General features: G+C 73.1%; 20 protein-coding genes. 11 read left to right on the forward strand and 9 right to left on the reverse strand.

Features of this window, described 5'->3' with window-relative positions; all coding sequences use genetic code 11:
* Positions 1-10: 10 nt before the first annotated feature.
* Positions 11-973 (reverse strand): GDP-L-fucose synthase, encoded by a 963-nt coding sequence (locus AB0D66_RS04550; RefSeq protein ID WP_362296471.1) that lies wholly within the window; start codon positions 971-973, stop codon positions 11-13.
* 230 nt (positions 974-1,203) lie between these two features.
* Here AB0D66_RS04550 and gmd point away from each other — a divergent pair, with 230 nt between their 5' ends.
* The 4 genes from gmd to AB0D66_RS04570 all read left to right on the forward strand — a co-directional run bounded on the left by gmd (position 1,204) and on the right by AB0D66_RS04570 (position 6,370).
* Positions 1,204-2,217: a GDP-mannose 4,6-dehydratase gene (gmd, locus tag AB0D66_RS04555; protein ID WP_362296474.1), complete on the forward strand. Its 1,014-nt coding sequence runs from the start codon at positions 1,204-1,206 to the stop codon at positions 2,215-2,217.
* A 244-nt stretch (positions 2,218-2,461) separates the two neighbouring features.
* Positions 2,462-5,236, forward strand: coding sequence for a LamG-like jellyroll fold domain-containing protein (locus AB0D66_RS04560; protein WP_362296477.1), 2,775 nt, complete (start codon positions 2,462-2,464; stop codon positions 5,234-5,236).
* Between the two features lie 86 nt (positions 5,237-5,322).
* A complete protein-coding gene (locus tag AB0D66_RS04565; protein WP_362296480.1) occupies positions 5,323-6,003 on the forward strand; it encodes a hypothetical protein in 681 nt (226 codons plus the stop codon).
* Positions 6,004-6,157: 154 nt separating this feature from the next.
* Positions 6,158-6,370: a hypothetical protein gene (locus AB0D66_RS04570; protein WP_069922018.1), complete on the forward strand. Its 213-nt coding sequence runs from the start codon at positions 6,158-6,160 to the stop codon at positions 6,368-6,370.
* 18 nt (positions 6,371-6,388) lie between these two features.
* Here AB0D66_RS04570 and AB0D66_RS04575 read toward each other — a convergent pair whose 3' ends face one another.
* A complete protein-coding gene (locus AB0D66_RS04575) occupies positions 6,389-7,510 on the reverse strand; it encodes a glycosyltransferase (protein WP_362296484.1) in 1,122 nt (373 codons plus the stop codon).
* Positions 7,507-8,046 (reverse strand): WcaF family extracellular polysaccharide biosynthesis acetyltransferase, encoded by a 540-nt coding sequence (locus AB0D66_RS04580; RefSeq protein WP_362296486.1) that lies wholly within the window; start codon positions 8,044-8,046, stop codon positions 7,507-7,509. The genes AB0D66_RS04575 and AB0D66_RS04580 overlap by 4 nt, the downstream gene beginning before the upstream one ends.
* Before the next feature lie 171 nt (positions 8,047-8,217).
* Here AB0D66_RS04580 and AB0D66_RS04585 point away from each other — a divergent pair, with 171 nt between their 5' ends.
* Entirely contained in the window at positions 8,218-9,666 is a 1,449-nt protein-coding gene (locus AB0D66_RS04585) for a hypothetical protein (RefSeq protein WP_362296756.1), read from the forward strand.
* Between the two features lie 567 nt (positions 9,667-10,233).
* On the opposite strand, the gene AB0D66_RS04590 is transcribed toward AB0D66_RS04585, so the two are convergent.
* Genes AB0D66_RS04590 through AB0D66_RS04600 form a run of 3 tightly spaced genes read right to left on the reverse strand, consistent with a single transcriptional unit; the run spans position 10,234 to position 14,389 of the window.
* Positions 10,234-11,454, reverse strand: a complete 1,221-nt coding sequence (locus tag AB0D66_RS04590) for a hypothetical protein (RefSeq protein WP_362296489.1) — start codon at positions 11,452-11,454, stop codon at positions 10,234-10,236.
* Positions 11,451-13,184 (reverse strand): lipopolysaccharide biosynthesis protein, encoded by a 1,734-nt coding sequence (locus AB0D66_RS04595; RefSeq protein ID WP_362296492.1) that lies wholly within the window; start codon positions 13,182-13,184, stop codon positions 11,451-11,453. Before AB0D66_RS04595 ends, AB0D66_RS04590 begins: the two co-directional genes overlap by 4 nt.
* Positions 13,181-14,389, reverse strand: coding sequence for a glycosyltransferase family 4 protein (locus AB0D66_RS04600; RefSeq protein WP_362296759.1), 1,209 nt, complete (start codon positions 14,387-14,389; stop codon positions 13,181-13,183). Before AB0D66_RS04600 ends, AB0D66_RS04595 begins: the two co-directional genes overlap by 4 nt.
* 172 nt (positions 14,390-14,561) lie before the next feature.
* Here AB0D66_RS04600 and AB0D66_RS04605 point away from each other — a divergent pair, with 172 nt between their 5' ends.
* Positions 14,562-15,050 carry an adenylyltransferase/cytidyltransferase family protein gene (locus AB0D66_RS04605; protein ID WP_362296495.1) on the forward strand — a complete coding sequence of 163 codons (489 nt, stop codon included), beginning with the start codon at positions 14,562-14,564 and terminating at the stop codon, positions 15,048-15,050.
* On the opposite strand, the gene AB0D66_RS04610 is transcribed toward AB0D66_RS04605, so the two are convergent.
* From AB0D66_RS04610 to glgX, 3 genes are all read right to left on the reverse strand, one after another.
* Entirely contained in the window at positions 15,031-15,756 is a 726-nt protein-coding gene (locus AB0D66_RS04610) for a CDP-alcohol phosphatidyltransferase family protein (protein WP_362296498.1), read from the reverse strand. The genes AB0D66_RS04605 and AB0D66_RS04610 overlap by 20 nt on opposite strands.
* 33 nt (positions 15,757-15,789) lie before the next feature.
* Entirely contained in the window at positions 15,790-16,989 is a 1,200-nt protein-coding gene (locus tag AB0D66_RS04615) for an MFS transporter (RefSeq protein WP_362296501.1), read from the reverse strand.
* Between the two features lie 243 nt (positions 16,990-17,232).
* Positions 17,233-19,413, reverse strand: a complete 2,181-nt coding sequence (glgX, locus tag AB0D66_RS04620; protein ID WP_362296762.1) for a glycogen debranching protein GlgX — start codon at positions 19,411-19,413, stop codon at positions 17,233-17,235.
* A 321-nt stretch (positions 19,414-19,734) separates the two neighbouring features.
* Here glgX and AB0D66_RS04625 point away from each other — a divergent pair, with 321 nt between their 5' ends.
* The 5 genes from AB0D66_RS04625 to AB0D66_RS04645 all read left to right on the forward strand — a co-directional run bounded on the left by AB0D66_RS04625 (position 19,735) and on the right by AB0D66_RS04645 (position 26,416).
* A complete protein-coding gene (locus AB0D66_RS04625) occupies positions 19,735-20,955 on the forward strand; it encodes an Ig-like domain-containing protein (protein WP_362296765.1) in 1,221 nt (406 codons plus the stop codon).
* Between the two features lie 127 nt (positions 20,956-21,082).
* Positions 21,083-23,311 (forward strand): choice-of-anchor A family protein, encoded by a 2,229-nt coding sequence (locus tag AB0D66_RS04630; protein WP_362296504.1) that lies wholly within the window; start codon positions 21,083-21,085, stop codon positions 23,309-23,311.
* Positions 23,312-23,452: 141 nt separating this feature from the next.
* On the forward strand, positions 23,453-24,202 hold the full coding sequence (locus AB0D66_RS04635; protein ID WP_362296507.1) for a L,D-transpeptidase: 750 nt from the start codon (positions 23,453-23,455) through the stop codon (positions 24,200-24,202).
* A 136-nt stretch (positions 24,203-24,338) separates the two neighbouring features.
* Positions 24,339-25,562, forward strand: a complete 1,224-nt coding sequence (locus tag AB0D66_RS04640) for an Ig-like domain-containing protein (RefSeq protein WP_362296768.1) — start codon at positions 24,339-24,341, stop codon at positions 25,560-25,562.
* Between the two features lie 86 nt (positions 25,563-25,648).
* Positions 25,649-26,416, forward strand: a complete 768-nt coding sequence (locus tag AB0D66_RS04645) for an enoyl-CoA hydratase-related protein (protein ID WP_362296509.1) — start codon at positions 25,649-25,651, stop codon at positions 26,414-26,416.
* The last annotated feature ends 189 nt before the right edge of the window (positions 26,417-26,605 follow it).

Raw genomic sequence — 26,605 nt, forward strand, 5'->3', positions numbered from 1 at the left:
CCCTGTGCGATCAGCCGTTCCGCTGCTGCTGCTGCTCGCGCAGCCACCACGCGTAGGTGGACGCGATGCCGTCCCGCAGCGGGACGGCCGGCTTCCAGCCGAGCGAGGTCAGCCGGCCCACGTCCAGGAGCTTGCGCGGGGTCCCGTCCGGCTTGGACGTGTCCCAGGCGAGCCGCCCCCCGAAGCCGGTCACCTCGGCGACGGTCTCGGCCAGCTCCCGGATCGTCAGGTCCTCGCCGCAGCCGATGTTGACGGGCTCCTCGCCGTCGTAGTCGTTCAGCAGCACCGCGCACGCGGCGGCCAGGTCGTCCACGTGCAGGAACTCGCGGCGCGGCATGCCGCTGCCCCACAGCGTGACCTCGTCGCGGCCCTCGGCGGCGGCCTCGTGGAAGCGCCGGATGAGGGCGGGCAGCACGTGCGAGGACTGCAGGTCGAAGTTGTCGCCCGGGCCGTAGAGGTTCGTCGGCATGGCCGAGATGTACGAGGCCCCGTACTGCTTGCGGTACGACTGGACCTGCACGATGCCGGCGATCTTCGCCAGGGCGTAGGCCTCGTTGGTCGGCTCCAGCGGGCCGGTCAGCAGGGCGTCCTCGCGGATGGGCTGCGGGGCCAGCTTCGGGTAGATGCAGGACGACCCGAGGAACAGCAGCCGGCCCACGCCGGCGGCGTGCGCGCCGCCGATCACGCTGAGCTGGATCTGCAGGTTCTCCTCGAGGAACTGCACCGGGTACGTGCTGTTGGCCATGATCCCGCCGACCTTCGCGGCGGCCAGTACCACGGCGTCCGGGCGGACGTCCGCCAGGTACGCGGCGGTCGCGGCGGCATCGCGCAGATCGAGGTCGGCGCGGCCCCGGGTGAGCACCTCGTGCCCGTCGGCGGTGAGCCGGCGGGCGACCGCGGACCCCACGAGGCCGCGGTGGCCCGCGACGAAGACCCGGGCGTGCGGGGGCAGGAGCGGCAGCGAACTTGTCATACCGCCGATGATGCCAGTCCGCTCCCGCCGGGGTGGCAGCAGTCCGGGCCCGGCGGGCCCGGACCCCGCCGGGGCCGTCGGAGCCGGGCTCGGGTGGACCCGGGCGCGGATGGGCGGAATCGGCGTGTACGGTACGCATCCAGCCTCCGGGACACCGGATCGGGCAGCCCCGGGCGGGCAGGGGAAGCACGCCCGGCACCACGGAACACAACGCATCCCAGGGGGACCGCATGGGCAAGACCGCACTGATCACCGGCGTCACCGGGCAGGACGGCTCGTACCTCGCCGAGCTGCTGCTCTCCAAGGGCTACACGGTGCACGGACTGGTGCGGCGCTCCTCCAGCTTCAACACGGAGCGGATCGACCACATCTACCAGGACCCGCAGACCGCCAACCGGTCCTTCGTCCTGCACCACGCCGACCTCTCCGACGGCGTGGCCCTGGTGAACCTGCTCCGTGAGATACGGCCCGACGAGGTCTACAACCTCGGCGCCCAGTCCCACGTCCGCGTGTCCTTCGACGCGCCCCTCTACACCGGCGACGTGACCGGCCTCGGCGCGCTGCGGCTGCTGGAGGCCATCCGGGCCAGCGGGGTCGACACCCGCATCTACCAGGCCTCGTCCTCCGAGATGTTCGGCGCCACCCCGCCCCCGCAGAACGAGGGCACCCCGTTCCACCCGCGCAGCCCGTACGGCGCCGCCAAGGTGTTCGCGTACTGGACCACGGTGAACTACCGCGAGGCGTACGACATGTTCGCCGTCAACGGGATCCTGTTCAACCACGAGTCCCCCCGCCGCGGCGAGACCTTCGTGACCCGCAAGATCACCCGCGCGGTCGCCCGCATCAAGGCGGGCCTCCAGGAGAAGCTCTACCTCGGCAACCTCGACGCGGTCCGCGACTGGGGCTACGCCCCGGAGTACGTGGACGCCATGTGGCGGATGCTCCAGCAGGACGAGCCCACCGACTACGTCGTCGCCACCGGCGTGGCCGCGACCGTCCGCGAGTTCGTCGAGGCCTCCTTCGGGCACGCGGGTCTCGACTGGAACGAGCACGTTCGCTACGACCCCAAGTACGAGCGCCCCAGCGAGGTCGACGCGCTCATCGGCGACGCCTCCAAGGCCCATGACCTGCTCGGCTGGAAGCCGACGGTCCTGGTGTCCGATCTGGCCAAGATCATGGTCGATGCCGACATCCGCCAGGTCGAGGACCAACTGGCGGGCGTAACGGTCCGCATCGACCGCTGAGGCCTTATATTTCCCCTACGATTTGCCGTGTCACGGTCATACCCACAGGTCTGTGCGGGTGTGGCCGGGGCAAACCTGCCATATGTCCGTAGTGCACCCTCCATGCTGAACCTGTTGATTCCAACTTGGTATGCAATGGGTCAAGGAGGGTGACCGGGCCCTCGCGTGAGCCCTAGTCTGCGCCCGTACATATGGCTGTTCGGATAGTTCCAGCCATCAAACCGGGCGATGCCCTGGGGGGCTCATGCGTAGATCCAGAGGGCTGACTGCTGCCCTCGTCCTGTCACTGGCCGGTGCCGGCACCGGTATAGGCCTGGTGCTGATGCCGCAGGCGTCCGCCATCACGGCGCCAGTGGCCTTCACCGCCGACAGCCTGCCGACCTGGCAGCCTGACGGCATCGTGTTCGCGATGGCCCAGGCGAACGGCACCGTCTTCGCCGGCGGCACCTTCTCGGCCGTCCGCCCGCCCGACGGCGCCGCCGGCACCGAGCAGGAAGCCGTCAACTTCGCCGCCCTCGACGCCGCGACGGGCAACCCCACCTCGTGCAAGCTGGCCTTCACGGTCTCCGACGGCACCGCGACCGTCCGCGCGCTGGAGGTCTCGAAGGACAACAAGACCCTCTACGCGGGCGGCTACTTCGGCGCCGTCAACGGGACCCCGGTCTCCAGCCTCGCCGCGATCGACATCGCGACCTGCACCCCCAAGGCAGCGTTCCACCCGAGCGTCCCCGCCACCGTGCGCGCCCTCGCCGTCACCGGCGACACCGTGTACGTGGGCGGCGACTTCAACGCCGTCGACGGCCAGACCCGCGAGCGGTTCGCCGCGGTCGACGCGGCCACCGGTGCGCTCAAGCCCTTCGTGGCCAACGCCGACGAGCCCGGCCGCGCCATCGAGGTGAGCAACGACGGCAAGAACGTCCTGCTGGGCGGCGACTTCTTCTCGGTCAACAACTCCAACACGCACGCGCTGGCCGTCGTGAACGCCACCACCGGCGCCGTCACCAAGACGTACAGCAACATCCCGTCGAACTCCGTGGTCAAGGACATCTCGGCCGACGCGACGGGCTACTACACCGGCAGCGAGGGCTCCGGCGGCGGCGTCTTCGACGGCCGCATCGGCCTGAACACCGACTTCAGCGAGAAGTGGCGCGACCGCTGCCTCGGCGCCACCCAGTACGTGCTGCCCTACGACGGAGTGCTCTACAGCTCCTCGCACGCGCACGACTGCTCCACCGAGCTGGAGTTCCCCGACGGCAAGCGCCACTTCCTGCTGGCCCAGCCCACCGACCACACCGGCGCCGCCCCCGCGCCCGTGGGCGGCTTCGTGCGCGGCCCCGGCAAGCTCGGCTGGCACCCCACCGCCAACGACGGCCTCGGTGAGGGCATCGGCCCGCGCGTCATGGCCGTCGCCGAGAAGAGCGACACCAAGTACATGTGGGTCGGCGGTGAGTTCACCCTCATCAACGGCAAGCCGCAGCAGGCCCTGACCCGCTTCGCCTCCACCGGCGACGTCGGCGCCCCGACCACCCCGGTGGCCAGCGCGGACAGCGTCAAGCCCGGCGAGGCGCAGGTCCGCTGGCGCACCAGCTACGACGCGGACGACAGCAAGCTGACCTACCGCATCTACCGCAACGGCTCGGCCACGCCCGCCGCCACGGTGAACGCGGACTCCCTGGAGTGGGAGCGCCGGCAGGCCTCCTGGACCGACACCACGGTCAAGGCCGGCCAGTCCTACAGCTACCGCGTGACCGCGACCGACGCGGCCGGCAACACCAGCGCCCTGTCGGCCAGCGTCTCCGTGACGGTCCCGACCGCGGCCCAGTCGTACCCGAACCAGGTCCGCGCCGACGGCGCCCAGCTGTACTGGCGCTTCGACGACACCGTCAGCCCGTACGTCGCCGACTCCTCGGCCGGCGGCAACACCAGCGGTGTCCAGCTGAACGCCCCCGCCCTGCGCCAGACCCCCGGCGCGGTCACCGGCGCCAGCACCGCGATGGGCTTCAACGGCACCAGCCAGCAGGTCTACAGCGACCACCGGCAGACCGTGGGCAGCACGTTCACCATCGAGACCTGGTTCAAGACGGGCACCACGCGCGGCGGCAAGCTGGTCGGCTTCGGCAGCAACACCGAACGCTCCAGCGGCTCGTACGACAAGCACCTGTACATGACCAACACCGGCCGGCTGGTCTTCGGAGTCTCCAACGGCTCCGCCCAGACCGTCTCCACCGGCCTGTTCGACACGTACAACGACAACAAGTGGCACCACGTGGTCGGCACCCAGGGCCCCGGCGGTATCACCCTGTACGTGGACGGCCAGAAGAAGGACTCGTCGAACCGGACCGGCACGCAGACCTACGCGGGCTACTGGCACGTCGGCGGCGACAACCTCACCGGCTGGCCGACCCGCCCGACGAGCAACCTCTTCGCCGGGCAGATCGACGAGACGGCCGTCTACCCGACGGCGCTCACCGAGGCCCAGGTCAAGAACCACTTCACCCTGGCCAAGGCGCCCACCGACTCGGTCTCCAAGGTCAACGCGACCGAGGACACCTACGTCAACCAGGGCGCCCCGGGCACCGCCTACGGCACGTCCACCTCGCTCGCGGTGCGCGGCACCTCGGCGTACGAGACGTACCTGCGCTTCAACGTCCCGGCCGCCCCGGCCGGGCAGGTCCTGAAGTCCGCCGCCCTCCAGTTCAAGACCAACACGCAGGCGGGCGCCGGCACCCCCGACACCGTGTCCGTGGTCCCGGTCACCGGCACCTGGACCGGCGCGGGCACGACCTTCACCAGCAAGCCCGCCCTCGGCACCACCCCGCTCGGCACCATCGCGGGCGTGCCGGACGGCTCGGCGGTCCACTCCGTGCCGCTGGACACCGCCGCGGTCTCCGCGGTGCTGGGCAACAGCTACAGCCTGGGCCTGACGAGCACGGGCACCGACCCGCTGTGGATCTGGTCCTCGGAGGCCACGGCCGCCGACGGCATCCCGCAGCTGGTCCTCACCTTCGGCGCGAAGTAGCGGCGAGCACCTGGCGGGGCCCGGCCGGCAGCACGTGGCCGGGCCCCGCACCCCTGTCCCACCCCAGTAAGCACGGGAGCCATCCGATGTACCGACGCTCCGCAGCGGCCGCTGTCCTGCTGACCGCCGCCCTGACGCTGACCGCCTGCAGTTCCGGCGGGGGCAAGGCCGACTCCGGCGCGGAGGCGAAGGCGAAGCCCCCGGCCTCCTCGTCGGCCCCCGACCCCGCGGACAGCCCGGCGCCCTCGGCGCCGGCGCCCGACGCGAAGCCGACGGGTCCCGTCCTGCCCGACGCGAAGCTCACCCCGAAGACGGGCACCTTCACGGCGCAGGAGAAGAAGTACCTGAGCGGCCGGGTCCCGGAGAAGACGGACCCGGCGGCCGTCCTGCAGTCCGGCCAGGAAGCCTGCCAGCGCGTGCAGTACACCGCCAAGCGCGACAAGGACGCGGCGACCGGGGCCGTCATCACCGGCGAGATCCCGGGCGCCAAGGACGCGATCACCCACCTGTGCCCGGACCAGAAGCCGATCCTCGTGGCGGCGGAGAAGGGCTTCCCCGAAGGCCCCCGCACCTCGCCCGCGGCCGGCTCCTACCGCGCCCTGACGCAGGCCTCCACCTGCACGTGGGAGGCGAAGTCCAAGGACGGCTCGATCCTCGCCTCGGGGCCGGAGACCCCGCCCAACGCGGGCGACAAGATCACGGCCGCGATCCCGTCGGGCACGGCCGAGTTCAACTCCTCCGGCTGCTACGCCTGGATCCCGGCGTAACGGTCCCGCGCCCGCGCACGTAACGGTCCCGCGCACGCGCACGAGAACGCCCCCAGTCGCCAACAGCCCGGCGACTGGGGGCGTTTCCGTCTGCCGGACGGGGGTATTCGCGGGGCCTGAGCACGACGACACCGAGCCTTCGGAGGCGAATCCTATGACCGGCCTTGGTGGCTGCATCGGCCTGATAGTGGTGGGGGCCATCCTGACGTTCGCCACCGACTGGGAGATGGAGAGCGTCAACCTCGACGTGGTCGGGCTGATCATGATGGGCGTGGGCCTCATCGGCCTCGCCGTCTACTCCAGCGTCCTCAAGCGCCGCCGCGCCATGGGCGCCCTCCCGGTCGTGGAACAGCGCCGCGACATCTGAGCCGCGGCGCGCCCGCGCTCAGCCCCGCAGGGCCGCCTCGTACACCGGGACCAGGGTGTCCAGGACCGCGTCCATCGAGAAGGACGCCCCGGCCAGTTCGCGGGCCGCCGACGAGGCGGCGGCGTTGGCCGCGGGGTCCAGCAGGGACAGGACCGCCGAGGCCACGCCCGCCGGCCCCGGGTCGACCGCGCGGCCCGCGCCCGCGGCGGCGATGTCGCGGGCCAGCCCGTTGGAATGGGTCACCACCGGGGGGACGCCCACCGCGAGGGCCTCGAGCACCGACATCGGGAACGGCTCGTCCACCGAGGGCAACACGTAGACGTGGGCCCGGCGCAGCTCCGCCAGCACCTCCGCACTCGACAGGGCCCCCGGGACGGTGAAGCGGTCGGTGAGGCCGAGGGCCGTGACACGGGCCCGTACGGCGGCCAGCTCGCCCTCGTCCGGCCCCGCCACGACGAACCGGGCGTCCGGGTGCGCGGCCAGCACCGCCGGGGCCGCGTCCACGAAGTCCACCGGCCGCTTGCGGGCCTGCAGGCGCGCCGAGTACAGGATGCGCGGGGGACCGCCCGGGGCGGGCCGCTCCTCCTGCGCCGGGGTGCCGTTGACCAGCCGGACCGCGTTCGCCAGCGGTGCGCCGCCGACCACCGCGTCCAGGCCCGCCCGCTCGTGCGGGGTCAGGTACAGCACCGCGTCCGCGCCGCGCAGCAGCCGGCGTACCGCCACCGCGTCCAGCACCTTGGCCAGCAGCTTCCCGCTCGGGTCCACCATCCCGTGGGTCTGGAGCACCAGCGGCTTGCCGGCCCGCAGCGCGGCCAGGGCCACCGGCAGCGTCACCAGGTCCCGGGCCAGGTGGACGTGGACCACGTCCGCGTCCCCGACCAGCCGCCCGGCCGAGGCCAGCAGCGCCGGCGAGGTCATCCCGCTGAAGCCCAGGGGGAGGATCCGGCGCGCCGGGAACAGCTTCGCCGGAACCCCCTCGACGTCCGTCGGCCACGGCTCGGGGAACCCCTCGCCCAGGGCGAGCAGCCGCGCCTCGTGCCCGCGGGCCCGCAGCCCCTTCGCCAGGTTCAGCGCGACCCGCACCGGCCCGCCGAACGCGTGCGAGGGGGAGTGCAGGGTGACGGCGTGCAGGACTCTCACTTGGGCTCCTCCACCGGGCGACGGCGCCCGTCCTGGGTCTGCAGGGTCAGCTCCGGCAGGTCCTTGTGCACGACCGCGCCCGCGCCCGCGACCGCGCAGCGGCCGACGGTCACCCCGGCCAGCACGGTCGCCCGTACCGCCACCCACGCGCCGTCCTCCACGGTGACCGCGGCGTTGCGGTAGCGGAAGTCGGCGGCCCGGTGGTCGTGCGAGCCGGTGCACAGCATGGCCTCCTGCGAGAGGCACACGTGCGAACCGATGGTCACCGGCTCCAGGTTCAGCAGCCAGACGCCCTCGCCGATCCAGGTGTGGTCCCCGACCGTGAGCTTCCACGGCCACAGCACCCGCACCCGGTGCCGGATCAGCACACCCTCGCCGATCTTCGCCCCGAAGGCGCGCAGCAGCGCCACCCGCAGCCGCGCCGGACAGAACCAGCTCATGAAGAGCGTGTTCATCACGGCGAACCAGAGCGCCTGCGTCAGCAGCCCGCGCCCCTTGTCGTACCCGGCCAGCGTGAAGGCAGGAAGGTCACGCAACTGAAGCCCCGATCGTTCCACGCGAACGCGCCTCCCCTGGCGCGGCCCGCTCAGACTAGACTGCGGCCGGACCAGGCACATGGGGTGGGGGCGGCAGTGGCAACGGACATACGCAAGCCCCCCGTCACCCCCGCGGCCTCGCCCTCTCCCTCGCCCTTCGAGGACGAGTCGCTGTGGGGGCGGGTCACCACCCCGCGCACCCTGCTCTCCCGCGCGCTGTCCGTCCCGCTCGCCCTCGGCTTCAGCGTCTTCCTGCCGCTGTTCGTCGCCGTACAGACCGGCGCGGGTGCGCGCGACGCGGCGTTCTGGCTCCAGCTGCTGCTCACCATGTACGCGGGCGCCCGGCTCTCCGCGATGGTGCTCACCAGCCGCCGCAAGCTCCTCCAGGGCTCCTTCTGGCTCTTCGTCTACATGGCCATGGGCGTGGCCCCGCTCGCCCAGGCGGTCCTCGGCCAGGTTCCGACGCCCGTCGTCGGGCCCCGCTCCGACCTCACCGCCGCCATCGGGCTGGTGCTGCTCGGCTGCACCGCCTTCGACGTGGGCGTCCTGCTCGCCCGGCACCGGCCCGCCGGCCGCGCGGGCGGCTCCCAGAAGCAGGCGCGGCCGGTCATGACGCACCGGCGCCGGCTCCAGCTGCTGACCGTCCTGTCCTTCCTGTGCAGCGCCGCCTTCGTGATGAAGCTGGGCGGCCCGGCGGTGTTCTTCTCCAGCCGCCAGGAGATCATCGCGGGCATCGAGGAGGCGGGCGTCTCCAACGGCGACGGGCAGGCGGGCCAGGCCCTGCTGCGCGGCTTCGGCACCGTGCCGGCGCTGCTGTCGCTGCTGCTGTACACGCGCTGGCTGATCACCTCGAAGTACGCGCGGCGCAAGGTCTCCATCATCGTCACCTGGGCGGCGCTCGCCCTGCTGAACCTGGTGGTCAACAACCCGATCTCGAACCCGCGCTACTGGTTCCTGACGGTCATGTTCGCGCTGCTCTTCACGGCCTTCCCGGTCAGCGCGGCGATGTACCGGGTGGCCCTGTCGATGGCCGTGGTCGTCGCCCTCCTCGTCTTCCCGTTCGCGGACCGCTTCCGGTACGACGAGAAGAACTACAAGCCGGTGGAGACCACGTCCTTCCTGGAGCCGATGGCCCTGAAGGACTACGACCAGATCGGCATGTTCGCGAACACCATCACCTTCTCGGAGTCGGGCCCCGGGCACTTCTACGGCCGGCAGCTGGCCGGGTCGGTCTTCTTCGCCGTGCCCCGCTCGGTCTGGGAGGGCAAGCCGCGGGACACGGGCGTGATGGTCGGCCAGTGGATGGGCACGGTCAACACCAACCTCTCCTCGCCGATCTGGGCGGAGCTGTGGCTGGACTTCGGCCCGCTGGGGATGGGGGCCGGGCTGCTGGGCATGGGCTACGCCTCGGCCCGCGTGGACCGGCGCTATGCGAAGCGGGCCACGCGGAGGGCTCCGCCGGGGAGCCTGATCTCGGTGGTGGTCCCGCTGGTCGCGGGCTACTCCTTCATCCTGCTGCGGGGGCCGCTGCTGCAGGCGTCGGGGCGGGTGGCGATCGCGGCCCTGTGCCTGGCGCTGGTCGCCACGTACCGCCAGGACCGCACCACGACGCTCCGCTAGGCCGGCCGGGGCCCCGGCCCGGGGCTCCGCCCCCGGCCCCGCGCCTCAAGCGCCGGCGGGGCTGGAGTGGGCTGAGGTGCGCCGGCATCTGCGGGCACAGGATCGGGGCTCCGCCCCGGACCCCGCGCCTCAAACGCCGGCGGGGCTGGATACTGGCCGCCTCCGTTCACCTCTCCGAGCCCGCGCCTCAATCGCCGGCGGGGCTGGAGGTTGGGCTGGCGGGCGTCGGCATCTGCGGGCACAGGATCGGGGCTCCGCCCCGGGCCCCGCGCCTCAAACGCCGGCGGGGCTGGATATTGGCCCGCCTCCGTTACCTCCCAGGGCCCCGCGCCTCGAGCGCCGGCGGGGCTGGATATTGGCCGCCTCCGTTCACCTCCCTGGGCCCCGCGCCTCGAGCGCCGGCGGACTTGGACCAACCCAGCCCCGCCGGCGTTTGAGGCGCGGGGCGGAGCCCCGTTGTTGTGACCGTGCCTGCGGACTTGGGTGGGGCCCATCCAGCCTCGCCGGCGTTTGAGGCGCGGGGTGCGGGGCGGAGCCCCGGTTTTGATGCCGCGGCGGCGGGGTGGGTCAGGGGGTCGGGACCGGGACCGGGACCGGGGCCGGGGTCCTGGATACGCGGTGCCAGGCGGCCGTGGCCTTGAGGGCCGAGCCGGCCGCCAGGCCCCAGGCCGCGCCGAGCGGGCCCCACACCGCGTACCCGCCGAGCAGCAGCACCACGGACAGCAGCGAGAAGACCACCTGCACCGACAGCGTGGCCTTCGGCGCCAGCACGCGCAGCGTCAGCAGGCCGGCCGTGCCCAGGCCCATCACCGCGTACTGGGCCCCCGTCGCCGGCAGCAGCGCGGCCGCCGACGTCCAGGTGTCGCCCAGCAGCTCCCGGCCCAGCCGGTCCGGCAGCAGGTACAGGACCGTCGCCCAGCCCGCGCCGACCCCGGCCAGCAGCAGGCCCAGCGCCGCCGTCGCCCGCACCACCGCCGGCCGCCCGCCGCCGAGCCGCGACAGCACCGGCGGCGCGAACGAGTTCGCCGAGTTGAACAGCACGTTCAGCGGCCCGAAGAGGGTCGACGCACCCCGCAGCGCGCCCACGGCCAGCGGCGTCGCGAAGACGCCGAGGCCCAGCACCGCGAGCTGGCTGGACCCGTTGCCCACCGCGAACTCGACCACGAACCGCTGCCCCAGGTGCCCCCGCCGCAGGTACGGCCGCAGATCCGCCCGCGCGCCCCGTACGTACGGCCTCAGCAGCCACAGCCCCAGCCCCAGCGCGGGCAGCGCGGACAGCCCCCACACGAGCACCAGCCGCCCCGCCGAAGCCCCGGACGGCTGCACCGCCAGCGCCGCGACCACGCACACCAGCCGCAGCGCGTCGGCGGCCAGCGCCCGCTCGGGGGCGCGCAGCGCCGAGAAGCAGTACCGCAGCCCGTCCTGCACGAGGACCAGCGGCAGGACGAGGCCCAGCGCGAGGAAGGCCCGCCCGCCGGCCCCGCCGAGCAGCAGGCCCACCGCCGCGAGCACCGCGCCCACCGCGCCCGACGCGGCGGCGGTGAAGCCCACGGCCGACCGGCAGGCCGGGCCCAGCCGTTCGCCGGCCTTCTCCAGGACGAGGTGCTGGCCGACGTAGGCCATGCTCAGCCCCAGCAGCACGGTGAACGTCACGTACACCATCGAGAAGGCGGCGAACCCGGCCGCCGACGACAGCCGGGCGGCCAGCACCAGCACCAGGATGTTGGTGGCGCTGGAGGCGGCCTGGTCCAGGACCGAGGAGACGGCGGCGAGTCTGCCCCGGCTCATCTCCGGCCCATGCGGACGGTACGCAGCGCGACCGTGTCGGTGCCGTCGCCCGGGATGTGCTGCTCCGGCTCGGCCATCTCGCGCGTCAGCGGCTGCGGCGCGGCCGGTGCGGGAGCGGGCGCCGGCGCCGGAGCGGCGGCACCCTTGTCCTTGCCGCGCTTCTCGCCGGGCAGCGGGGCGTGCAGCACCGCGCCGAGCACCGTTCCCCCGGCCCCGCTGATCAGTTCGCGGATCCGGGACAGGTCGGAGCGGTGCACGGCCCGCGGGTCGCAGACGACCAGGACGCCGTCGACGCGGTCGACGAGCGCGAGGGCGTCGGCGTACGAGAGCACCGGCGGCGCGAGCACGACGACGGTGGAGTTGGGGGAGTCGGCCTCGGAGATCAGCCGGGTGGCGCGGGCGGAGGTCAGCGCGCGCGGCACGTTGCGCGCGCGCTCGCCCGGGATCAGGTCGAAGGAGCCGGACTCGCCGGCGTCCACGACGAGCTGGCGCCCGTCGGGCCACTCGGAGTCCGCGTGGCGCCCGCCGCCCGCGCCGCTGCCGGGGGTCTGGCTCCAGCGCGGCCGGCCGCCCGCGTCGGTCGGCAGCTGGCTGGCCAGCACGGGGGTGCGCAGGTCGGCCTCGATGAGCAGGACGTCCTTGCCTGTCTCGGCGAAGGAGGCGCCGAGGTTCACGGCAACCGCGGCGGCGGTCTCGCTGCTGCCGCGCGGGGCGACGACCAGCAGCCGGCGCCGGTCGGCGAAGCGGGAGTCGTAGGCGAGCCGGAAGGCCACCGACCGGTACTCCTCGGCGAGTCTCGGATCGGCCTCGCCGGCGGCGAGCAGCGGCCCGCCGCCCGTCCGGTCGCGGGGCAGGTAGCCGAGGACGGGGGCGCGCAGGGCGCGGGCCACGTCGCCCTCGGAGCGCGGCGCGGGGTCGAACACGAGCCGGACCCAGGCGGCCAGCAGGCCGAGCGCGAGGCCCACGGCGGCGCCGAGCGCGAGCGACATCACGATGCCGGGGCCGTCGGCTCCGGGCGGGGCGGTCGCGGCGCTGGTGACGCGGCCCGGGGACATGTCCAGGGCCTGGAGCTTGGCGATGTTGCTGTTGAGCGTGTTGACCTTGCTCTGCAGGTCGGTCTTGGAGGAGTAGGCCGCGTCGCGTCCGGTGCCCGCCGGCATCGAGTTGATCTGCTTGACGAGCTCGTCGAGCTGCTTGGCCACGGGGTCGCGCTGGTCCTGGTAGCCCTTGACCATCTTGTCGCGGGTGACGTCGAGGGCTTCCTGCCGCTTGAGCAGGTAGGCCTCGGTCATCGCGTTGGCGCGCTTGGCGGCCTCCTTGGGGGAGGACGCGGTGTAGGTGAAGCGGAGCACCATCGTCTGCGGCGGGTTGGTCACCTGGAGGCCGCTGCGCAGGGCCGCGAAGCCGGAGGCGGAGACGCCGAGCTTCTTCGCGGCCTCGTTGGCTATGGAGGAGCTGAGCGCGACCTGGCGCTCCGAGCCGATGTTGATCGCCTTGTCGGGCGCGAGGCTCGGGTTGAAGGGGTCGTCGGTGGGTGCGCGCAGCACCACGTCGGCCGTCGCGACGTAGGTGTCGGCGGTGGAGACGCCGAGGTAGACGCCGCCCAGCAGGCCTATCCCGATGCCCGCACCGAGCAGCCGGCGGTAGCGCAGGAGCTGCCGGAACTGGTCCCGGAGCAGATCGGGTTCGTCCTCGGCCGGTGCCGCTGCCGGGCGGTTCGTCTCGATCACGGCCGGGGACCCCCAAGTGCTTCGTCCATCAGTGCGTCGATGCGGGCCAGGCCCGCTTCGCGGCTCAGGTGCGCCGCCACGTGGCGGGGCCCGGCCGCTCCCAGTGCGTCCGCGCCCTCGGGGTCCTCGGCCAGGACCCGTACGGCCTTCAGCAGGGCTTCGGGGTCCTCCGGCTGTACGAGCACCCCTGCTCCCGAGCGCTCCACCTCCTGGGCAGTCCCGCCTTCCGCCGCCACGGAGGCGACGACGGGCCGGCCGGCCTGGAAATAGGAGGTGAGCTTCGACGGAACGCTCATGTCCAGCACGGCGGCGTGCTGTGTGACCGCGAGTACGTCCGCCGCCGCGAGGATATCCGGGAACTCGCCGTCAGCGGCAGGGGGGATGATGTCCAGATTGGGTACATCGGCCGACAGTTCGGCGAGGGCCGCGCGCTGGCTGCCGTCACCCATCAGGACGAAACGGACGCCCGGGTCCAGCCGGGCGGCGGCCACGAGCACCTCGAGGCCCTGCTTGAGGCCCATGTTCCCGGAGTGCAGGACGACCGTCTGGTCGGGGGCCCAGCCGAGGTGGCGGCGGGTCTCGCCGCGCGGCTTGGTGGGCACGGCCACGTGGGACCAGTTCGGGACGAGGCGGATCCGGTCCGGGTCCACGCCCATGCCGACGACCCGGTCCACGAAGGTCTCGTGGATGACGCCGACCAGGGTGGCCCGCTTCAGCGCGTACGCCTCGGCGCGGCCGGCGATCGCGGCCGCCTTGTCGCCGCCGCTGATCCCGCTCTGCGCGGCGGCGGCGCCCATCAGGTCCTGGACGACCGGGACGTACGGGACCTTCCAGCGGGCCGCGAGCCGGGCGGCGAGCACCCCGCCGGCCAGGCTGGGCATCTGGGCCATGACCGCGTCCGGCTTGGGCATCCGGGGCGGGGCCGCGGCGCCGTGCAGCAGAATCGATCCTTCGAACAGGGCCCGCTTCACGGCGGTCTGGCGCTGAGGCACGGTGTGCGCACGCCGGTGCACGATGACGCCCGCGCGCCGTTCCGTGCGCCGGAGCGCCCCCTTGTACTCCGGCTCGAGCGACCACGCCGGGTAGTGCGGCATGCCCGCGAGAACGTGGGTCTCGTGGCCGAGATCTTCCGCCCAGTGTTCCGCGATCTGGGTGGCGTACGGCCCGATTCCCGCGTGTTCGGGTGCGTAGTTGGTGGAGACCAGCAGCAGGCGCCGGTGACCGGATCTGGACACTGAGCGTCCCCTTCTCCCCTGGATGATGCGCACGTCACCCTATTCGTTCACCCGCGTGCTGCGGAACGTGCACGCTATTGTCTGCTAATCCGCCACACCGGGGGGTGTGGCCTCTGGGGGGTAACAGATGACGGAGCGGGATATGTCCGAACTTGGCGCGCCCGCGCGCAGACCGTATCGAGTCGGCTATGCGCCGGGTGCATACGATCTGTTCCATATCGGACATCTCAATATCCTTCGGCACGCCCGGAGTCAGTGCGACTACCTGGTGGCCGGAGTGGTCTCCGACGAGATGGCCGAACTCGCGAAGGGGCGTCGCCCGATGATCCCGCTCGTCGAGCGGCTGGAGATCGTCCGCAGCGTGAAGTACGTGGACGCCGCGTTCGTCGAGACGGTGCCGGACAAGGTCGAGACCTGGCGGCAGGTCCGCTTCGACGTGATCTTCAAGGGCGACGACTGGCGCGGCACCCCCAAGGGCGACAAGCTCGAGAAGGACTTCGCCGTCCACGGCGTCGACGTCGTGTACTTCCCGTACACCGTCCACACCTCCAGCACCCAGCTGCGCCGGGCGCTGGACGCGCTCGCCGAACCCCTCGCGGCGGCGGAGCCCTTCACCGCCGAACGGCGCTGAGCTCCCGGAACCACTTCGCGAGGAACGCCACCAGGAACAGCCCGGCGACCACCCCGAAGGCCGCGTACGCGCGGACGAACAGCTCCCCGCCGCCGAGCAGCAGGAACACCAGGCAGAACACCCCGTAGTCCACGGGCAGCAACGCCACCGCGCGCAGGGTCGACGGCGCGGCGGCGGGGCTCCCCGGCGCCGGCCGGGGCTTGAGCTTCTCGGTCAGCAGCCCGCCGAAGAAGGTCACGATCGCGGCGAACTGGAAGCCCAGCGGCACCAGCAGCCAGCCGTCCGCGCCCGTTCCGTAGGCCTCCGGGAAGCGGTAGAAGGCGATCAGCACGCACGAGTGCAGCGCGGTGAGCTTGGCGCAGTCCACGACGTGGTCGAGCCACTCGCCCGCGGCGCTGCCGTTCCCGCGCAGCCGGGCCAGCTGGCCGTCGGCGGAGTCGAAGGCGAACCCCACGGCGAGCGCGGCCCAGACGGCGATCCCCAGCCCCCAGGAGGGCGCGCACAGCGCGACCGCGGCCGCCGCCGCGAAGCTGAAGGCGGCGCTCACCAGCGTCACCTGGTTCGGGGTGAGTCCGAGCGCGTACGACCCGGCGGCCAGGTACCGCCCGGTCGGCCGGTTCACGAACCGTGAGTAGAGCGACACCCCCTTCGCCGACTTCTGCGCCCCGCGCAGCTCATGCAGCGCGAATCCGACTCTGCTGCCCATGCACGGACCCCCTCAGTGACGATGTCGAACACATCATCGCAGGGCGAAAGCGGACTCCCGCTCGGGGCGTTCGCGCACGTCCGGGAGCAGCAGGACGGACAGGTTCGCGGCGGCGGTCAGCACGGCGGCGGCCAGCAGCGGGGCCGTGGTCCCGGTGGCGGCGGCGAGCGGGGCGGCCGCCGCCAGGCCCAGCGGGCGGGCGGCGAAGGAGATCAGGGTGTCGAAGGACCCGACCCGGCCCAGGGCCTCCAGCGGGATGCGGCGCTGCATCTCCGTCTCCCACAGCGGACTCAGCACCCCCAGCCCGAACATCGCGCAGCAGAACGCGGCCGCGGTCACCGGGAGCGGCAGCCGCAGGGCGAACGCGGTGAGCGGCAGCGCCTGGGCGGCGGCTCCGAAGGCCACCGCGAACAGGGGCCGGCGGACGGGCAGCCGCCCGGCCGCCCAGACGCCCGCCAGCATCCCGACCGTGCCGAGCTGGGCGATGACCACCCAGGAGGTCTCCCCGCCGAGGCTCTCCACGGCGATCAGCGGACCCAGGGTGAGCAGCAGCCCGGCCGCCAGGTGCCACGCCCCGTGGGCCAGGACGTTGGCGAGGAACCACGGATGGCGCCGGGTCTCGGTCCAGCCCCCGCGCAGTTCGGCGAGGAAGGAGGAGCGCGGCGCGGCGCGCGGGACCGGGGCCACGGGCAGGCGGCCGAGGGTCAGCGCGGAGAGCAGGAAGAGCGCGCCGGTGAGCATCGAGGACCAGCCCGCGCCGATGACCAGCATCAGCACGCCGGCGACGGCCGGAGCCGCGATCTGCGCGAGTCCGGTGGCCACCCCGAGCCGGGTGTTGACGCGCAGCCGTCCGTCCTCGGGGACCGCGGCGGCGACGAGCGTGCGCGCGGAGGGGGTGCCGAAGGCCACCGCGGCCCCGGTCACGGCCGCGAGCGCGGCCAGGCCGGGGACGTCGGCCGGACCGGCCATCAGCACGCACCCGGTCGCCACCTGGGCGGCCGCCCGGACGAGGTCGGCCACCAGGACCACCCGGCGGGCGGGGAACCGGTCGGCGGCCACCCCCGCGACCGGCAGCAGGAGCAGCATCGGCAGCAGCTCGCAGGCCAGCACGAGGCCGAGGTCCCCGGCGGACCCGGTCCGGACGAGCGCCAGCGTCAGGGTGGTGGGGATGAGGGCGGTGGCGAAGGCCGCGAAGGTGCGGCCCGCCAGCAGCCGCCAGATGATCGGGGTCATGACAGGCGACTCTATTTCCGGCCGGACCCACCGCGTACGGCCGGACCCACCGCGTACGGCCGGGGCGGCCGCGGACGGTCGGGCCCACCGCGAACGGCCGGGGCGGCCGCGGACGGTCGGGCCCACCGCGAACGGCCGGGGCGGCCGCGGACGGTCGGGGCGGCCGCGAACGCCCGGCGCCGTCGCGGACGGCCGGGCCCGCAGCGAGCGTTCGGGGGCGGCCGGGGGGCGCCCGGCCCGCCGCTACCCCGCCACCCGCAGCAGCAGCACCGAGCGGGCCGGGACCATCAGGGTCTCGCCGCCGCGGTGGCGGGTCAGCGGGGCCTGGGCCTGCGCCTCGCGCGAGGTGTCCAGGACCAGCTCGTACACCTCCGCCCACGGCGCCCCCGGCAGCACCCACCCCACCGGCCGGTCCCCGGTGTGCAGCAGGGCCAGGAAACTGTCGTCCGTCACCTGGCGGCCCCGCTCGTCACGGCCCGGGATGTCCCGCCCCGACAGGTACATCCCCAGCGCGGCGGCCGGTGCGTACCAGTCCCGCTCCGTCATCTCCGACCCCGCCGGCGTGAACCAGGCCAAGTCCCGCAGCCCGTCCACCCCTTGCGGCCGCCCCGAGAAGAACGCCCGCCTCCGCAGCACCGGATGGGCCTGGCGCAGCGAGATCAGCCGCGCGGTCAGCGCGAACAGCTCCCGCCACGCGGGATCCTCCAGCAGGGACCAGTCCACCCAGCCCGTCTCGTTGTCCTGGCAGTAGGCGTTGTTGTTGCCGCCCTGGGTGCGCCCGAACTCGTCCCCCGCGACGAGCATCGGCACCCCCGTCGACAGCAGCAGGGTGGTGAGGAGGTTGCGCAGCTGCCGCCGCCGCAGCGCGGCGATCCGGGCGTCCGTGCCCTCCGGCGGATCGCCCTCCACCCCGCAGTTCCACGACCGGTTGTCGTTCGTCCCGTCCCGGCCCGCCTCCCCGTTCGCCTCGTTGTGCTTGCGCTCGTAGGACACCAGGTCCCGCAGGGTGAAACCGTCGTGCGCGGTCACGAAGTTCACCGAGGCGTACGGCCGCCGCCCGCCCCACGCGTAGAGGTCGCTCGACCCCGACAGCCGGTACCCGAGGTCCCGTACGTCGGGCAGCGCGCCCCGCCAGAAGTCCCGTACGGCGTCCCGGTAGCGGTCGTTCCACTCCGTCCACAGCGGGGGGAAGGCCCCCACCTGGTAGCCCCCGGCCCCCACGTCCCAGGGCTCCGCGATCAGCTTGACCCGCCGCAGCACCGGATCCTGGGCGATCACCGCCAGGAACGGCGACAGCATGTCCACGTCGTGCATCGAGCGGGCCAGCGCCGCCGCCAGGTCGAAGCGGAAGCCGTCCACCCCCATCTCCGTCACCCAGTACCGCAGGGAGTCCGTGATCAGGCGCAGCACGTGCGGGCGCCCCGCGTGCAGGGTGTTCCCGCAGCCCGTGTAGTCGGCGTACCGACGCTGGTCGGACTGGAGCCGGTAGTAGCCGCGGTTGTCGATCCCGCGCAGCGACAGGGTCGGACCGAGCTCGCCCGCCTCGGCCGTGTGGTTGTAGACCACGTCGAGGATGACCTCGATCCCCGCCGCGTGCAGGGCCCGCACCATCCGCTTGAACTCCCCGACCTGCTGGCCCGCCGTACCGCTCGACGAGTAGCCCGCGTGCGGGGCGAAGTAGCCGACCGAGTTGTAGCCCCAGTAGTTGCGCAGCCCCCGGCGCAACAGGTGGTCCTCGTGCGCGAACTGGTGCACCGGCAGCAGCTCGACCGCCGTCACGCCCAGCTTCACCAGGTGTTCGACGGCCGCCGGGTGGGCGAGGCCCGCGTACGTGCCGCGCAGTTCCGGGGGGATCCCCGGATGGCGCATCGTGAAGCCGCGCACGTGCAGCTCGTAGATCACCGAATCGGCCCAGGGGGTCTTCGGCCGGACGTCGTCCGCCCAGTCGTCGTCATCGTGGACCACCACCCCCTTGGGGACGAACGGCGCCGAGTCGCGGTCGTCGCGCACCGTGTCGGCGATGTACTGCTGCGGCCAGTCCCGGACGTGCCCGTACACCTCCGGCGGCAGGCCGAACTCGCCGTCCACGGCCCGGGCGTACGGGTCCAGGAGCAGCTTCGACGGGTTGTACCGGGCGCCCGTCCACGGGTCCCAGCGCCCGTGCACCCTGAACCCGTAGCGCTGCCCGGGGCGCACGCCGGGCACGAAGCCGTGCCAGATCTCGTGCGTGAGCTCGGTCAGGGCGCAGCGGGTCTCGGCCCCGCCCGCGTCGAACAGGCACACCTCCACCGCCTCCGCGCCCTGCGCCCACAGTGCGAAGTTGGTGCCCGCCGTCCCGTCCGGGCCGTGGTGGAACCGGGCCCCCAGCGGATGCGAGGACCCTGGCCAGACCTGGGGTCCGGGGCGCCCGGACGTCCTCGACACCTGGCTCCTGACCTGGCCGTTCGGCACGGGCGCGGTCAAACCGCCGCCCCGGACCGCGCTCTCGGTGCCCACCGCGTTCGCGGTGTCCACCGCGTTCCCGACGGCTTCCACCGCCTCTTCCTGCTCGGCTGCGCTCGACACTGCCCGCCTCCACGGCTCCTGGGTACCTGCGGGGGAGGGGAGTGCGGCCCCGGCGTCCCGGCCCGGGCCCGTCCCCGTCTGGTCCTTCACACTGTTCTGCCCGGACTGTTGTGCCCGGAACGTCCGCGCCGCTCACGTTTCCCCCGGAGCCCCCCGGTCGTTGGAGGGGGCGTGACACTTCTGACGAGGCGGGCAGGGGCGGGCTTGGCCGCCGTGGCGGCATGGGCGGGCCTGCTCGGCGGCCTGGCCGGATGCACCCAGGACGGCCGCTCCCCGGTCGAGATCGGGCTGCCCGGGAAACCCCGCTCGCCGGACGAGGCCATCCGGATCACCCCCGACGACAACGCCAAGGGGGTGCCCGCCGACGGACGCCTCGGCGTGACCGTTCCCGAGGGCAGGCTGGAACGGGTCGTGGTCACCAAGGTCGAGGACGCGCAGGAGGAGCGGGTGCCGGGCACGATCGCCGCCGACGGGCTCAGCTGGAGCCCCGAACCGGAGTCCGCCCGGCTCTCGCTCGCGGCCAAGTACACCGTGGACGTCGTCGCGCTCGACGGGCACGACCGCCGCCAGGCCCGGCACACCACCTTCACCACCTACGTTCCCGAGGAGCGGTTCATCGGCTACTTCAAGCCGGAGAACCGCTCCACCGTCGGCACCGGCATGATCGTCTCGTTCAACTTCAGCCGGGCCATCACACGACGCGCCGAGGTGGAGCGCGCCATCACCGTCACCTCGAACCCGCCCGTGGAGGTCGTCGGCCACTGGTTCGGCAAGGAGCGGCTCGACTTCCGGCCCAAGTCGTACTGGAAGGCCGGCACCGAGGTCACCGTGAAGATGGGCCTGCGCGACATCGAGGGCGCCCCCGGCTCCTACGGCATCCAGGACAAGACGATCACCTTCACCGTGGGCCGCTCCCAGATCTCCACCGTGGACGCGGCCGCGCACACCATGGAGGTCCGCCGCGACGGGAGCCTGCTGCAGACCCTGCCGATCACCGCCGGAGCACCCAAGACCACCACCTACAACGGGAAGATGGTGGTGATGGAGCTCTTCGACGTCACCCGCATGAACGGCCAGACCGTCGGCTTCGGCGGAGAGTACGACATCCCCGACGTCCCGCACGCGATGCGGCTGACCTCCTCCGGGACCTTCCTGCACGGCAACTACTGGGTCAGCCCGGACACCTTCGGGACGGCCAACCTGAGCCACGGGTGCGTGGGCCTGCGCGACGACAAGGGCGGCGGCTCGGACACCCCGGCCGGCTGGTTCTTCGACCGGACCCTCGTCGGGGACGTGGTGGAGGTCGTCAACTCACAGGACAAGACGGTGGCCCCGAACAACGGCCTGGGCGGCTGGAACATGTCCTGGGCCGACTGGGTCGCCGGCTCCGCCATCGCCTGACCCCTGCCCGGAAGAGTGATTCGTGTGACCGGGATGCCGTAGCGGGGAGTGTCCCCGCGGCGCCCCCCCGGCGCCTGCCCCCAGCCTGTCAGGGCACATCGGGGCAGCGCGCAACGGACGGAGCGTCATGTCAGCTAGGAATTGGACCCTCGGGCTCGCGATCGGGGCCGTACTGGCCTCGGCCGCGCCCACGGCCCTCGCGGCGGGTCCCGCCGGCGATCGGCCGGCGGCCGCGGCGGCCGTCAGAGCGCCGCTGCCCGACGGTCTGGGTCCCTGCGTCCCGGGGCGCTGCCCCGACCCCTACCCGCCCATCGGCAGCGACGGGGTCCCGGTGGGCCGGGACAACGGCATCAACATCTTCGTGGGCGGCGACTTCAGGGTCCGGCAGCGGGCCTCCGAGGCCGAGGGCCGCCTCGTCGTCCTCGGCGACTTCGACCAGGACAAGCGGGCCGACGGGGACAGCCGGTACAACGTCGGGATCGTCGGCGCCGGCTCCCTCGTGCCGCCGCCCGACGGCGCCGACTTCCTGACCACCGGCGGCGGGATCACCGTCGCGGAGGGGGAGCGGCTGCTCGCCGACCGGGGCGTGGTCCGGCACGCCGGCCCCGTCAGGGGGTCCGTGTCCGGCCGGCTGGTCCCCGACGCGGCCGCCGTCACCCCGTACGCGGGTCTGCGCGACCGGCTCAGCGCCGCCAGCCAGTGCTACGCCAGGGTCGACGGGCAGCCGCGGCAGGCCACCGGCACCGTCGTCAACAGCGGCTTCGAGACGCTGTTCACCGGCGACGGCTCCGCCGCGCTCCAGGTCTTCAACGTCGACGCGAACCTGGCCCACGCCACCACGGGCGGCCAGCAGGGCATCCGGTTCGCCCGGATCCCCGCCGGGGCCACCATCCTGGTGAACGTGCTGGGCGCCGACCGCACGATCAACACCTGGAGCGGCGGCATCCAGGACACCGACCCGCTCAACGCCCACCGCGACCGGCTGCTGTGGAACTTCCCGGACGCCACCACGGTGAACCTGATCGGCACGGGCCAGTTCCAGGGCAGCTTCCTGATCGGGCAGCAGGCCTCGGAGACCACCGTCACGCTGCCCGGCATCAACGGCCGCTTCTTCACCACCGGCTCGGTCACCCACACCAGCTCGGCGAGCGGGGGCGGCGGCCAGGAGTTCCACGCCTATCCCTTCAACGGCGACCTGCCCGACTGCGGCGGCCCGGCCCCGGTCACCGGCTCGGTCTCCGTGCTCAAGCGGGACGCGCAGACGGGCGCGGCGCTCGCCGGCGCGCAGTTCGAACTGTGGCGGGAGAGCAACGGCACGCCGGGGCTGCAGCCGACCGCTCCGAACGCCGACACCCTCGTCGCCGAGTGCACCACCCCGGCGAGCGGCGTCTGCGAGCGGACCGCGGAGCTCGGCACGTACTACTGGCGCGAGACGCAGCCGCCCCTCGGCTACGACCTGCCGGCCGAGACCGTCCACGAGCTGATCCTGACGGCGGAGAACGCCGGGGCCGGGGTCCGGGTCCAGGCGGACAACCGGCGCACCCCCGAGCCGCCGGACGGCGCCCGGGTGGAACTGCGCAAGACCGACGCGGCCACCGGCCTCCCGCTGGCCGGAGCCGAGTTCGAGCTGTGGCGGGAGAGCAACGGCACCGACGGGCTGCAGACCGCCGCACCCGGCGGGGACACCCGGCTCGACGGGGTCTGCGTGACCGGCCCGGCCGGCACCTGCACGGTGGAGCTGGCGACCGGGCAGACCTACTACTGGCGCGAGACCGCGAGCCCGGCGGGGTACGAGCCGCCGGCGAACCCGGTCACCCGCTTCGACCTCGACGGGGGCGACGTGGCGGACGGCATCGTCGTCACCGTCCCCAACGCCCGCGAGCGCGAGGAGTACGAGGGCTCGATCCGGATCGTGAAGCAGGACGCCAAGACCGGGCGCCCGCTGCGCGGCGCGGTCTTCGAGGTCTGGCAGGAGGTCAACGGCACCGAGGGGCTCCAGACGATCGGCATCAACCCGGACCGGCGGGCCGCGTCCGGCTGCGCCACCGACCGGGTCGGCGTCTGCGACTTCGGCCCGCTCCCCGAGGGCCGGTACTACCTGCTGGAGACGGCGGTCCCCGAGGGCTACGTGCTGCCCGCCGACCGGGTGACCGGACCGCTGCTGCTGGACGCCACGGCCCCGGACCGGCGCCTGGTGGTCACGCTCCGGAACGAGCGCGACGGCCACGGCAAGGGCGACCACGGCAAGGGTGACCACGGCAAGGGCGACCACGGCAAGGGCGGGCACGGGAAGGACAAGCCCAAGCACCCGAAGCACCCGCAGTACGCCAAGGACGCCAAGAGCCCCCGCGCCTGACCCCGCCACAGGCCGCCGGGGCCGCCCCGGTGCGCCGGCGGAGTGACCTCCTCACTCCGCCGGCGCACCCGCCGGGCCGAGCCCGCGCGGGCCGGGTTGGCTGGCCCCAGCGGCCCGGCCGGCGGGCGCGAGGAGGTCGCCATGACGGCAGGGAACGCGGCGGGTGCGAGGGCGAAGGGGGCCGGCGCCGCAGCAGCCGCACTGGCCGCGGCGGCGCTGCTCACCCTGGCGGGCCCGGTCCCGCCGCACGCGGCGGCGGCGCAGCCGCGCAGCACCGCGGCCGACGGCCCGGGGGCGCCCTGCGCGGCCGGCACCGGCCCCTACCAGCGGGAGCTGGAAGAGCACCTCGGCCGGCCCGTCGACGGGGTCCAGTCCCCGGCCGACTGCGAGGCGATCGGCGCCTTCCAGCGGGGCCGCGGCATCCGGCCCGCCGACGGCTACGCGGGCCTCGCCACCTACCGCACCATGGTCGCGGTGGCGGCCGCACCGAACCCCAACGCGGCGGGCGGCTGTCCCGTCCGCACGTACCGGGTGACCTGTGTGGACCTCGACCGGCAACTGCTCTGGGTGCAGCGCGACCGGCGCGTGGTGTTCGCGCCCGTGCCCATCCGCACCGGCCGCGACGACCAGGAGACCCGCCCCGGCTGGCACGAGGTGTACTGGCGCAGCAAGGACCACGTCTCGACGCTGTACGACGACGCCCCCATGCCCTACGCCCAGTTCTTCGACGGGGGCCAGGCCCTGCACGGCCGCCCGGGGGACCTCTACGCCCACGGCGGCTCGGCCGGTTGCGTCAACCTCTCCGTGCCCGATGCCGCACGGCTGTGGGATCTGCTCACCGAAGGGGACGCCGTCTACGTCTGGGGCACCAAGCCCGGCACCGACGACTAGGAGGCCGCTGCCCGCCCCCGCACTTGGGACGGAACGGTGACAAGACCGATGCTTTTCGTGTTCTCCCCATGTGATTACCTGTCGACAAGCGCGCGACTGCCCGCGCGCGGGGGACATGGGGAGAACACGAGTGAACCTGCAGCCGATACGCGGCCGAGTCCGCACCGGCCTGCCGGCCCTTCTGCTGGGGGCCGCCCTGCTGCTGACCACCGCGTGCAGCGGCGGCGGCGGAGGCAACAACGGCAGCGGCAGCGGTAGTGACAACGCCGGGGGCGGTGGCAAGACCGGTACCGAGGCGTCCAAGGCCGTCGTCAGCGTGAAGCCCGACGACGGGTCCAAGGAGGTCGCCACCAGTGGCGTCCTGAAGATAACGAGCACCGGCGGCAAGCTCACCACGGTGAACGTCGCCGACACCAAGGGCAACGCGGTCGAGGGCAAGCTGGCCGACGACGGCTCGAGCTGGGAGCCCTCCCGCCACCTGGCCTCGGCCACCGAGTACAAGGTGCACGCGGTCGCCAAGGACGAGGCCGGCCGGGAGTCCGCCAAGGACACCACCTTCACCACCCTGACCCCGACGAACACCTTCATCGGGCACTACACGCCCGAGGACGGCGCCACCGTCGGCGTGGGCATGCCGGTGTCGATCAACTTCACCCGGGGGATCACCAACCCGGAGGCCGTCGAGAAGGCCATCACCGTGACGGCGGAGCCGGCCGTGCCGGTCGAGGGCCACTGGTTCGGCAACGACCGCCTCGACTTCCGCCCCGAGAAGTACTGGGCCGCGGGCACCAAGGTCACCGTGAAGCTCGCCCTCGACGGCGTCGAGGGCCGCCCGGGCGTCTACGGCAAGCAGACCCGTACGGTCACCTTCACCATCGGCCGCTCGCAGGTCTCCACGGTCGACGCGAGCAGCAAGCAGATGCAGGTGGTCCGCGACGGCCAGGTGCTCAAGAACATCCCGATCACCGCGGGCGCCCCCTCGACGACCACGTACAACGGGCAGATGGTCATCAGCGAGAAGTACAAGGTCACGCGGATGAACGGCGCGACGGTGGGCTTCGGCGGCGAGTACGACATCCCCGACGTCCCGCACGCGATGCGCCTGTCGAACTCGGGCACCTTCGTGCACGGCAACTACTGGGCCTCCTCGGGCACGTTCGGCTCGGAGAACGTCAGCCACGGCTGCGTCGGCCTGCGCGACGTGCGCGGCGGGGGCAACGGCGACGTACCGGCGGCCTGGTTCTACAACGAGTCGCTGATCGGCGACGTGGTCATCGTGAAGAACTCCAAGGACAAGCAGATCGCCCCGGACAACGGCCTCAACGGCTGGAACATGGACTGGGCGGAGTGGATCAAGTAAACGCCCCTGCGTAGTACTCCGGTGGCCCGGTGCTGTGACACACAGCACCGGGCCACCCCTCGTTAACCACCGCTAACCTTCCCCGTATGACCATCTCTCTCGAAGTCTCCGAAGGCGTCGGCACCATCCGCCTGGACCGGCCGCCCATGAACGCCCTGGACATCGCCACCCAGGACCGGCTGCGCGAGCTCGCGGTGGAGGCGACCGACCGGGCCGACGTCCGCGCGGTGATCATCTACGGTGGCGAGAAGGTGTTCGCGGCGGGCGCGGACATCAAGGAGATGCAGGCGATGGACCACGCGGCGATGGTCGCCCGGTCCCGCGCGCTGCAGGACTCCTTCACCGCGGTGGCCCGCATCCCCAAGCCCGTGGTGGCGGCCGTCACCGGCTACGCGCTGGGTGGCGGTTGCGAGCTCGCGCTCTGCGCCGACTACCGGATCGCCGCCGACAACGCGAAGCTCGGCCAGCCCGAGATCCTGCTCGGCCTGATCCCGGGCGCCGGCGGCACCCAGCGGCTGTCCCGGCTCATCGGCCCCTCCAGGGCCAAGGACCTCATCTTCACCGGACGCATGGTCAAGGCCGACGAGGCGCTCACGCTGGGCCTCGTCGACCGGGTGGTCCCCGCGGCCGAGGTGTACGAGCAGGCGCACGCCTGGGCCGCCAAGCTGGCCCAGGGGCCGGCGATCGCGCTGCGCGCCGCCAAGGAGTGCGTGGACGCGGGCCTCGAGGCCGACATCGACACGGGGCTCACCATCGAACGCAACTGGTTCGCGGGCCTGTTCGCCACCGAGGACCGCGAGCGGGGCATGCGCAGCTTCGTCGAAGAGGGGCCGGGCAAGGCGAAGTTCGCATGACCCCTGCGGGTGGATTAGCCAGGCCTTAAGGGAACCTTAAGCAGATCTGGTGATCCACTCACGGTGATCACTTCCAAGCGCAGCGTCACCGCTGGTCAACAGTGGTGCGCGGGCCCTCCGCTTGCCTCTCGCATATGACAGGAAGCCCCTGCGGAATAGTTGATTCCGCAGGGGCTTTTCCCGCGGAAC

It is taken from the genome of Streptomyces sp. NPDC048270, assembly GCF_040652335.1.
Taxonomy (GTDB): Bacteria; Actinomycetota; Actinomycetes; order Streptomycetales; family Streptomycetaceae; genus Streptomyces.